Here is a 5,308-nt window from a genome sequence, read left to right as displayed (position 1 = left end):
GCTGGCGTCTGTCAAACTTGGTTCAGTGCTGTGAGGCGGCTGCACCAGCAAGCAGGCGAGGCAGCCCGATGTTAATCAGCCAAGCGGCCAAAAGCCACCTTTTTGGCGGCTCCTTTTCCTTGCACAGACACCAGTTTCCAGCTCAAGCATGGTTCTCGATCGCCCGATCCAGATTTGCGTGGTCGGATCTTTTCATCCCGCAGTCGCTACAACCCGCTCCGCGGAACGTACCAGAGTTCCTCCCTTCCTGGGCGAGCGTGTCGGTCGCGAAAAGGTCAGCTTTTCAGCAGGGGTACATTTGTACTCCTTAGGGCTATGCCCTAGCACAGGCTGTTACTATGGGGAAATTGCGCCGTAAATTCGCGGCATTGCGCTTACACACTGAACGAGTAAATGTTTATGGATTTGAGTGAAGAGGAGATGCGCCGGGCCCTTTTCGGTGATGCACGCAGCTCAGAGAGAGCTTCCGGCCATGCTATGCCACTAAACAAAAATCGTTCCCAGAAGATGACTTCGAAAATTCGAGTGGTTTTGCAAGTCGGCAACGTTTATGAAGGAGGTTACGAGGAAGTCGTTTACGAAAGCTCGTCTCTCAGTGCGCTGGTGGCGGAAATGGACGCGAAAAAGAAATATAAAAAGTACAAATATGTACGGGTAGTCTCTGTCGTAAGGGTTTAGCGCCAATTTTCCTCGTCCAAACGCCCTCAGCGACAGCGAACTGGGCAACCTAATGCTGCGGGGCTGAGACGGAGCGAATGGACGCTCGGATCTCCTCGGGGGTGTAAGGTGGAACTCGGGCGTGCGCTACATGATGACACGTCGCGCAGAGTGGGATGAGGTCTCGAAGCGGGTCAACCTGGTACGAGTCCCCGATAGCGGCTAATGGAGTAAGGTGATGGACGTGTATGAGGTCGGCCCCGATGTGGCCGTACTTGCGTTCATAGTTCAGCCCACATACCTGGCAGGTAGGGCCGAAGTGCGCTAAGCAAAGGCGGCGAGCAGCTGCATTTCTCTCGTACTGCGTCAGCTCTACAGTCCTGACCGCACCTTCGAAAAGCGCGGGATCGTCCGGAAGCGGGGGAGGAGCAGGTGGCTGTGCTTGAGGATGAGGGCTTGCTGGCTGTTGGAATCGATATCCAGCCTTAAAGGTTCCGCCCACGCCTGTTACAACAGCCTCCCAGCCTCCCCATTCGCCAATGTGGAGGCGCGACTCCGGAGGGGACACATGGAGACGGCTATCCATATCCCCTGTGGTTTGGTTTCGCCACATTTCTGTCGTTTCCAAACGTCGCTCGTGCAGATAGAGCGCTGGCCATTCACCTAGCTGAGCCTGCCATGAAAACCCTCGCTGGTAGGCGCGCCTCGCAAGGTTGATGCATTCGGCTTCCGTGGGGACAGAGATGGTGATGGTGAACGGCGGATTCGCCCCGGTCGGCGGAATCAAGTAGGCGTAATTTTTTGTCTGCTTCAACAACGTCCATCCCCTCTTGGGGAGAATGACGCTTAGGGTCATTGGCGCAGAGAACCTATAGGCGCGCGGGCCATAGTGCTTTGGCGCTTTCCCTCGGTGAGTTATCTCGATATCCCTTCTAGCCCAACCGGGAGGGTTGTGATTCGATGCGGCTACTTCGTCCAGACTGAATTCTTCGTTGCTATCCATCGGTAGCTCCGCGGAAGGGGTGGGCAGATTGGGCGTAAGCGTCCGGCGAACTCACCTTGCGTAAGTCAGGCCGGCACCCACTGATGCGGCAGCAACTGTCCGATCTCACTGGCCCGTTGGGTCGGCAGCCGCGTCAGCACATCTTTGAGATAGGCATACGGATCATGCCCATTCATGCGCGCCGACTGGATCAAACTCATGATTGCCGCAGCCCGCTTACCGCTGCGCAGGGATCCCGCAAATAACCAGTTCGAGCGCCCGAGTGCCCATGGCCGTATCTGGTTTTCGACCTGGTTGTTGTCGATGGGCACAGCCCCATCATCCAGGTAGCGCGTCAGTGCTACCCAGCGTTTCAGGCTGTAATCGAGGGCTTTGGCCGTGGCTGATCCATTGGGCACCAGGTCTCGCTGAGCCAACATCCAGTCATGCAGTTTTTTGAGGATCGGCACCGCCAATTCTTGTCGTATTCGCCAGCGCTCTTCATCACTCATGTCCCGCGCCTGACGTTCGACCTCGTACAAGCCGCTGATCGAGTGCAGGGCCTGTTCAGCCAGCTGACTTTTGTTCGCCACGTGCAAATCAAAGAACTTGCGCCGGGCGTGGGCCATGCAGCCGATTTCAGTGATGCCTTGTTCGAAACCGGCTTTGTAGCCAGCGAAGTCGTCGCAGACCAACTTGCCGTTCCAGTCACCCAGGAAGTTGCGCGCATGTTCGCCAGCACGGCTTGGGCTGAAGTCGTAAACCACCGCTTTGAGCCCTGAAAACGGCGTCGTGCTGTACGCCCAGACATAGGCCCGGTGGGTTTTCTTCTCGCCTGGCGCAAGCATTTGCACCGGTGTCTCATCAGCGTGGATCACGCCCTGGTTCAGCACGGCTTCACGCAGTGCATCGACCAGTGGCTGAAGCCGCACGCCGGTTTGTCCGACCCACTGCGCCAGGGTCGAGCGAGCAATTGCCAGCCCGGCACGGCCAAAGATTTTCTCCTGCCGGTACAGCGGCAAGTGATCGGCAAACTTGGCCACCATCACGTGGGCCAACAAACCTGTGGTCGGGATACCTTTGTCGATAACCTGGGCTGGCACCGGGGCCTGGATCAGGGTTTCGCACTGGCGACAGGCCCATTTGCCCCGCACATGTTGCTCGACGGTAAACACGCCCGGCGTGTAATCCAGCTTCTCGCTGACGTCTTCGCCGATGCGTTGAAGTTGGCAGCCACAGACGCACTGGGTGTTTTCGGGTTCGTGACGAATCACCGTGCGTGGAAACTGCGGCGGCAAAGGCGCACGTTTCGGGGATTGTCGTGGTTCGGCCTGTGGCGCATCTGGGAGAAGCTGTTTTAGCTCGGCCTCGATAGCTTCAAGGTCTGTGTCGAGCAGGTCATCCAGCAAGTTGCTTTGCGCCGGGCTGATTTGCTCGCTGCGCTTGGCAAACTTGTGCCGTTTGAGCAGGGCGATTTCGAACTTGAACTGTTCGATGAGGATTTCATCGTTCTGAATCTTCCTGCTCATCGCCTCGACCTGGGATTGCAATTGCAACGCCTGTGCCGCCAAGGCACGAAGCTGTTCCGGGGTCATCTGGTCGAGGTTGGGCGAGAAAGTCATGCCGCCGATTGTGCCAGAGCAGGCGCGGGGCGACGACAAGTAGACCGGCCAAATGGCCGGCGTTTACAGCATGCTAATCACACCGCCTGCACCGACGCGCTGCCACGGCAGGCCCAGCACCAACGCCTGGAGTTGTTCGCTGTCGAGTTCGACCTCGCAGCCGTGGCGAATGCCGGGCCAGTGGAACTTGCCTTGGTTCAGTCGACGCGCTGCCAGCCAGACACCGACGCCATCGTGCACCAGCACTTTCATCCGGTTAGCCCGGCGATTGGCGAACAGATAAGCGCAGTGCGGCTTCGCCGCACCGAACACCGCAATCACCCGGGCTAATGCTGTCTCGGTGCCAGCGCGCATGTCCATCGGCTCGGTGGCCAGCCAGATGGCATCGATGCGGATCATTGAGCGAAAGCCCGAATAAATTGCGCACAACCCTCGGGATCCGAGGCTGGCCATTTCACCGTGATCACTTGCCCGGCCACGGGCAACTCGATGATCACTGACGCTTCGACTGGCCGTTTAGGTGCGGCTTTTAGCGGGACGAAAGCTGGTAGTGAAGCCGCTGCGGGCAGATCTCGATAGAGCGGCAGCCATTTGCGGATGACGTTGGCATTGATGCCGTGGTTGATGGCGACACTGGACACGGTTGCGCCAGGTTGCAGGCATTCCTGAACGACCTGGGCTTTGAACGGTTTCGGATAAGAGCTTCGTTGGCGCATGGAAATCCTGGCGATAAGGGTGATCGCGTCCGCTTAAAAATACGCGGACACCATCGCCCTTAATGCTGGAGTTCGGAAGGTGAGTTCGCCGGACGCTTACGATTGGGCTACAAACACCTCAGAGCGTCTGTGCAGTTTTCACCAGGAAACTCCCAAGGGATGCGCAAAGTCCCACGATCAGCTCAGCTTCAGTGAAGGTAGGCTCTCGTCCTTCGCGAATGTGTCGACCATTCTCGGATGCGTAACCCCACGCTTTGACTACTGCTTGATCCAGTGGCGGAGGAATAATCTTCCCATGACGCTTCATGATGTCTCCGAGATTGGCCTTCACGTCACCTGTGATTTCGCGAGCCACGCATTCAAGTGATGCCATTGCGTGCTGGATAGCTCCAGTGGGGTCTGGATGCGGCCGGCGTGAGAGGTCGGCAATCGCCTGATGAAGCTCTTTGCTCGCCGTTACATGCCCGCTCTCCAGCTCAATATCTCGGGCGGTCTTGACCACAACCTCAAAAGATTCCGGCCCCCTGATCTGAACCGCGGTGGCTTCCAGTTTCCACCCTATCCCGTTCTCGATGAAGTAGTCATTCAGCTCAACTTCAAAGTGATGATAGGCATCTCCGTCATAGCCCTCGGCGGCCAAATGCTGGTGGATTCGCTCGATGACGTCATAGACCTTGTACCATTTGCATCCTCGGATAAGTGCCTCGTTCTCCCAGGCGATATTCGGGCGCTCAGACCAGTTATCTGGATCCTCTTGTTTCTTCAACGCTCTGCACATGAGAGTGCGTAGCGTAGAGGGCTTGACCCCACATTCGTACGCCAGTTGGAGAAGGTATCCGCGAAGCTCCTCCGGCGCGTCCTCACGGACAGTGATTTCAGCTTCCTCGGTTTGTGCGAACCCATTTCGCTTTGAGAATGTGTCCTTCATACGTCTCGTCCTGTCTCGAATTTGTGGTGAGGTCTGCATCACAGGATGGCTCAAGCCGGTCGGTAACCCGTCCGCCTCCTAGGACAGCTGATGGTTACTACTCATTTGTGATGGGCTCTGAGGCGGCGTATGCGTGGCGCTCCCAGGACCCCTGTGGGGTAGCACTCGGCAATTCATTTGGCGCTCAAAATCCTTGCGCCAGGGGCTTCTAGCGCTATAGCCTCGCCTGGTCTCCGCTGATGATGGGAGTTGATGTTCTTAGGTGTCACTTGAAATGAAAAAATTCTTATTTTTCATTGATTTAGCTTGACAATACTTATATACTGATTTCGATCTTGGCACCGCCTGAGGTGCTGAGTCGACCAACTGTGACTGGTCCTCTTCCCTGCGATAGCAGGGGTAT

6 protein-coding genes are annotated in these 5,308 nt (G+C 56.9%); 1 reads left to right on the top strand and 5 read right to left on the bottom strand.

The window, feature by feature from the left end; translation table 11 throughout:
* Positions 1-399 precede the first annotated feature (399 nt).
* Positions 400-678 carry a hypothetical protein gene (locus BLX42_RS12510; protein ID WP_256671980.1) on the top strand — a complete coding sequence of 93 codons (279 nt, stop codon included), beginning with the start codon at positions 400-402 and terminating at the stop codon, positions 676-678.
* A gap of 49 nt (positions 679-727) precedes the next feature.
* On the opposite strand, the gene BLX42_RS26890 is transcribed toward BLX42_RS12510, so the two are convergent.
* The 5 genes from BLX42_RS26890 to BLX42_RS12485 all read right to left on the bottom strand — a co-directional run bounded on the left by BLX42_RS26890 (position 728) and on the right by BLX42_RS12485 (position 4,905).
* Complete coding sequence (locus tag BLX42_RS26890; RefSeq protein ID WP_256671981.1) at positions 728-1,243, bottom strand: HNH endonuclease; 516 nt, start codon at positions 1,241-1,243, stop codon at positions 728-730.
* A gap of 482 nt (positions 1,244-1,725) precedes the next feature.
* Positions 1,726-3,261 (bottom strand): IS66 family transposase, encoded by a 1,536-nt coding sequence (locus BLX42_RS12500; RefSeq protein ID WP_010954780.1) that lies wholly within the window; start codon positions 3,259-3,261, stop codon positions 1,726-1,728.
* A gap of 63 nt (positions 3,262-3,324) precedes the next feature.
* The gene (gene tnpB / locus BLX42_RS26885; RefSeq protein WP_004575513.1) at positions 3,325-3,660 is read right to left on the bottom strand and encodes an IS66 family insertion sequence element accessory protein TnpB; all 336 of its coding nucleotides are present in this window, start codon (positions 3,658-3,660) and stop codon (positions 3,325-3,327) included.
* On the bottom strand, positions 3,657-3,977 hold the full coding sequence (locus BLX42_RS12490; protein WP_010954781.1) for a transposase: 321 nt from the start codon (positions 3,975-3,977) through the stop codon (positions 3,657-3,659). The genes tnpB and BLX42_RS12490 overlap by 4 nt, the downstream gene beginning before the upstream one ends.
* A gap of 118 nt (positions 3,978-4,095) precedes the next feature.
* Positions 4,096-4,905 (bottom strand): AbiJ-NTD4 domain-containing protein, encoded by an 810-nt coding sequence (locus tag BLX42_RS12485; protein ID WP_086974373.1) that lies wholly within the window; start codon positions 4,903-4,905, stop codon positions 4,096-4,098.
* Between the last annotated feature and the right edge of the window lie 403 nt (positions 4,906-5,308).

Origin of the sequence: Pseudomonas sp. SG-MS2, assembly GCF_009933855.1 — a bacterium.
In the GTDB taxonomy this organism is placed as follows: Bacteria; Pseudomonadota; Gammaproteobacteria; order Pseudomonadales; family Pseudomonadaceae; genus Aquipseudomonas; species Aquipseudomonas putida_E.
Note: the sequence above shows the minus strand (reverse complement) of the source record. Positions and strands in the feature narration are given on the sequence as shown.

What these genes read in the sequence shown, in the direction of transcription:
- BLX42_RS26890 (WP_256671981.1), bottom strand. Translation starts at nt 1,243, where the DNA reads ATGGATAGCCGTCTCCATGTGTCCCCTCCGGAGTCGCGCCTCCACATT.
- BLX42_RS12510 (WP_256671980.1), top strand. Translation starts at nt 400, where the DNA reads ATGGATTTGAGTGAAGAGGAGATGCGCCGGGCCCTTTTCGGTGATGCA.
- BLX42_RS12490 (WP_010954781.1), bottom strand. Translation starts at nt 3,977, where the DNA reads ATGCGCCAACGAAGCTCTTATCCGAAACCGTTCAAAGCCCAGGTCGTT.
- tnpB (WP_004575513.1), bottom strand. Translation starts at nt 3,660, where the DNA reads ATGATCCGCATCGATGCCATCTGGCTGGCCACCGAGCCGATGGACATG.
- BLX42_RS12485 (WP_086974373.1), bottom strand. Translation starts at nt 4,905, where the DNA reads ATGAAGGACACATTCTCAAAGCGAAATGGGTTCGCACAAACCGAGGAA.
- BLX42_RS12500 (WP_010954780.1), bottom strand. Translation starts at nt 3,261, where the DNA reads ATGACTTTCTCGCCCAACCTCGACCAGATGACCCCGGAACAGCTTCGT.